We start from the raw sequence: 3,462 nt of genomic DNA, 5'->3' as shown, positions 1-3,462 counted from the left end.
AGGAAGGACAATGGCATCGAGAGCTTTACACGGCCGCATCAGCCCAGCTTTATGACCGTTATTCCATCCACCCGGATGCTGAACATCAAGGCATATTTTTAGTTATCTGGTTTGGTGCGAATGAAGAGGTTGCAGGACGAAAGAAGCACGGAATTGAATCTGCCCAAATGCTGAAAATAGATATTGAAGCAAAACTCCCCGCCGAGTTATTAGGGTTAATTGATGTATTTGTGTTGGATGTTTCTCGTTCATGAGTGGTCAATCTGGGGGAGGGAATCTTCTCGACACAGTGGGGGTCTGTGGGGTGATGTTGCGTGGCTGGAATTCACATGAAGCCTGTGTTGTGTTCTTGTCCTGCCTTGTACACCTGTCTGGGCCAATCCCTGTCGCCTGATTGCCGGCTGTGCATCGACCCCGCCGGAGTTTGTCTCTAGCATAAGGAGGATGCGGGGCAGGGGCTCCGCCATGCGGGCGGTGGTTGATGCCCGTTTACGGACTTCTGGCGGAGAGAAAAGATGAAGCTGCGTTCCTTGTTGATGGTGGGTGCCCTGCTGCTGGGCGGTTGTGCGGTCAATCCCTACGGTGGCACTCAGGCTCCGGTGAGCGAGCCGGATGCCCCCGTGGTGCAGCCGGACAAGCCGGTGACCAAGCCGGATGCCGGGGCGCCGCTGCCCAAACCGGTGGCGCCGACCGGGCTGGCGCTGGCCATGGCCGATGCCTTTGTGCAGGCCCCCGAGGTGCGCGAGCTGGCGCAAACCGGTCAGCCGGTGCTGCTGCTCACCCCGCCCCAGAACGGTACCGGCGAGCCGGTTGATACCCGCGCCATGGCGGCGGCCATGAGCAAGCGCATCCAGAGCAAGAGCGGTTTTCGCTTTGTCGATCCGGGTCAGGTGGCCGCCATCACCGGCCAGCTGGAGTATCAGCAGGGCAGGATGAATCCGGCCTCCCTGGTGCGGCTCGGTCGTCAGACCGGCGCCGGCTACATGCTGTACGGAGATCTGGTGGCCGAGGGGAGCCGCTACCGGCTGTCGATGACCCTGATGGAGCTGCGCAGCGGCGAGCTGCTCTGGAGCGGCAGTCGCTCCGCCAGCCACTGAGTAGCCAGCGATCCATCAAAAAGAGGGTTGAGTGCCTGTGCACTCAACCCTCTTCTCATTCCAGTCCCGCTGGTAGGAGTCAGGACTCCATCTTCCTCAGAAAATAGGTGGTATGCCCGGGCGGCATGTCCGGCAGCTCGCCAAAGACCTGGTAACCCTGCTTCTGGTAGAAGGGCAGCGCCTGGAAGCTGGTGGTTTCCAGATGAAAGTTGCTGATGCCCTTGCTTCGGGCGTACTGCTCCATGGTGGCAAGCAATCGGCCACCCCAGCCATCCTGGCGGATGCGCTCGTCAATCCAGAGCCAGTCCACGTGCAGCCAACCCCACTTGAGGTCGGCGGTGATGCCGCCGTGCACCTTGCCCGCTTCATCCTTGATAAAACTGGCGATGTGCTCGCGCAGGTGGGTGCCGGCCTTGCCGATGTTGTAGCCAGACAGGCCGATGCGAAGCGCGTCGACATCCTGCTCGGCAGGGGGTTGGGGTGGGGTCAGGTGCATGGTCTCTCCAGAGCCGGGTAAGGGGCCTCTATCCATAACCGTTCAGACTCAATGTGGTCAAGTGGTTGCCCGACCTCAATGGTTATCAGCCTGCCGGGCGGGCAACCTGCGTCACAGCTGTGGGAAGTAGCAGGCGGCCATGTCGACCGGGTGATCGGGGCAGCCGGGCAGGTAGAAGTGCCAGCCCGCATCGGTGAAGGCGCGCAGCTCGCTCTCCACGAACTTGAGGGCGAGGCTGAGTGCCTGCAGGGCATCGACGCCATAGATGAAGGTCTTGTTGCCAAGGCCGTCCAGCTTCACCTTGCAGCGCCAGTCGCCGCCGGCGGACTTGGGGTCCGGCTCGGGGGCTCCGATGGCTATCTTCACGGTCAGCTGTTCTCCCTCGATGCTGATGGCATCGAAGCGTGCTTTCACTATGGCTCTCTTCATCTGGACGATCCTTTTCCGGGGCCGGCGTCTGCCTGGCCGGGCTGATGGGGGGGGAGTCGGCCGGGAGGGCAGACTCAGGAAGGTCAGCCTAATGGATGAGGGCGCCACAGACAACGGGCGCAGCGGCGGCTTGTGAGGTGGCTTGAAGATCCATGATTGCTGCTCTTTTGATCAACGGGCGGCGGGGCAAGCGCTATTTTCCCGTATTGCTTGATGCGCATCCATGAATGGCCGGATTCGCTGCTGGTTCGGCGCCGCACCCGGCACGATAATTGGGGCAGGCGGCCAGCCCGGCGTGCGCCTCTCGTCCCCCGGATCCAAGGAAACCGCATGGCACTTTCGGTCGAGCAATTATATGAAGTGATGGCCCAGCTGCCCGATCCCGTCTTCATCCTGAGCGAAGACGGCTACTACATCGAATACATCGGCGGGGTGGAGCAGCAATCCTATCAGGATGGCAACCCGCTGGCGGGCAAGCGACTGGCCGATGTACTGCCCGCCGACATGACCCGCTGGGTGATGGAGCAGGTGACCCTGGCGCTGGATTCGGGCCAGGTGCAGGTGGTGGAGTACGAGCTGGCGGCGGTGGAGGTGGAGGGGATCGACGCCTCGGTCGGGCCGCAGGGGATGCAGCGCTTCGAGGGCAAGATTGCGCCGCTGCCCTCTCGCTACGACGGCAAGCGGGCGGTGGCCTGGGTGACCCGCAACATTACCCGCCAGCACGAGCTGCAGCAGCGGCTCAAGCTGCAGAGCGAAACCGACCAGCTGACCGGCCTCTACAACCGCCGCTATTTCTTCGAGCACTGCCGACAGCGGCGGGAGAGAGAGGCTCCCTGCAGTCTGGTGATGCTGGACATAGACCACTTCAAGCAGATCAACGATCGCTTCGGCCATCAGCAGGGCGACCGGGCGCTGCAGCGCTTCTGCGACTGCGTGGCCGCCCAGCTGCGGGCGGACGACCTGTTCGTGCGCAGCGGCGGCGAGGAGTTTCTGATCCTGCTGCCCGGCATGAGCGAGCCGGATCTGCAGGCGCTGGCGGAGCGGATCCGGGCCGCCGTGGCGGCGCTGCCGGCGGATCCGGTAGCCTTTACCGTCAGTCTGGGCACCACCCTGGTGCAGCCGGGGGAGGAGATCAACCAGGCGCTGGCCCGCGCCGACGAGTGGCTCTATCGGGCCAAGCGGGCGGGTCGCAACCGGGTCGCTCACTGCCCTGCGGGCGGCCAACGCAAGGGGGCAAAACAGGGGAAGCCAACCCCCTGATATATGGCGGCAGGGCCAGTACCTATATATTGACGGCGGCCGGGGCGATTCATTGCATACCTGGCTGATATTGCCTGGCTGATGCTGTTGATATTAACGGGCCACTCTCTGGCCTTATTCAAGTCGTTGAGCAACGCATCGAGGTTTTGTCATTATGTTATCAGACGGCCTGATTACCCA

Annotated in this window: 5 protein-coding genes; 3 read left to right on the top strand and 2 right to left on the bottom strand. The window is 62.4% G+C overall.

Annotation, left to right across the window (positions count from 1 at the left end; all coding sequences use genetic code 11):
* Positions 1–254, top strand: a 254-nt coding sequence (locus CAK78_RS10265; protein WP_217900822.1) for a hypothetical protein, incomplete at its 5' end; no start/stop codon positions are given.
* Positions 255–515: 261 nt separating this feature from the next.
* On the top strand, positions 516–1,097 hold the full coding sequence (locus tag CAK78_RS10260; protein WP_024942178.1) for a hypothetical protein: 582 nt from the start codon (positions 516–518) through the stop codon (positions 1,095–1,097).
* A gap of 79 nt (positions 1,098–1,176) precedes the next feature.
* On the opposite strand, the gene CAK78_RS10255 is transcribed toward CAK78_RS10260, so the two are convergent.
* Both CAK78_RS10255 and CAK78_RS10250 read right to left on the bottom strand, forming a co-directional pair.
* Entirely contained in the window at positions 1,177–1,593 is a 417-nt protein-coding gene (locus CAK78_RS10255; protein ID WP_049046923.1) for a GNAT family N-acetyltransferase, read from the bottom strand.
* 111 nt (positions 1,594–1,704) lie between these two features.
* Positions 1,705–2,022: a DUF6968 family protein gene (locus CAK78_RS10250; protein ID WP_094697192.1), complete on the bottom strand. Its 318-nt coding sequence runs from the start codon at positions 2,020–2,022 to the stop codon at positions 1,705–1,707.
* A gap of 330 nt (positions 2,023–2,352) precedes the next feature.
* On the opposite strand from CAK78_RS10250, the gene CAK78_RS10245 reads away from it, so the two are divergent.
* Positions 2,353–3,282: a GGDEF domain-containing protein gene (locus CAK78_RS10245; RefSeq protein ID WP_094697191.1), complete on the top strand. Its 930-nt coding sequence runs from the start codon at positions 2,353–2,355 to the stop codon at positions 3,280–3,282.
* Positions 3,283–3,462: the final 180 nt, after the last annotated feature.

Source organism: Aeromonas sp. A35_P (genome assembly GCF_002259925.1).
GTDB lineage: Bacteria > Pseudomonadota > Gammaproteobacteria > Enterobacterales > Aeromonadaceae > Aeromonas > Aeromonas dhakensis.
Note: the sequence above shows the minus strand (reverse complement) of the source record. Positions and strands in the feature narration are given on the sequence as shown.